Below are 244 nucleotides of genomic sequence, written 5' to 3'. Positions count from 1 at the left end.
GTCGATTGGTGTATTCGGAGGGAGGGAAAGAGAATGTCAAAAACGGTCGTTAGAAAAAACGAATCGCTTGAAGATGCTCTTCGTCGCTTCAAACGCAGTGTATCAAAGACAGGTACTTTGCAAGAAGCAAGAAAGCGCGAATTTTATGAAAAACCTAGCGTAAAGCGCAAGAAAAAGTCAGAAGCTGCTAGAAAACGCAAATTCTAAAAGAGGGTGGATTTATGAGTCTTCTTGAGCGACTTAA

At 41.4% G+C, this 244-nt stretch carries 1 protein-coding gene; it reads left to right on the top strand.

Annotation, left to right across the window (positions count from 1 at the left end; all coding sequences use genetic code 11):
- Positions 1 to 33: 33 nt before the first annotated feature.
- The gene (rpsU, locus tag ACVHXK_RS18975) at positions 34 to 207 is read left to right on the top strand and encodes a 30S ribosomal protein S21 (protein WP_003152957.1); all 174 of its coding nucleotides are present in this window, start codon (positions 34 to 36) and stop codon (positions 205 to 207) included.
- The last annotated feature ends 37 nt before the right edge of the window (positions 208 to 244 follow it).

The organism is Clostridium sp. DL1XJH146 (assembly GCF_054819755.1).
The sequence above is the reverse complement of the archived record's forward strand: the minus strand, read 5'-3'. Positions and strand labels throughout refer to the sequence as shown.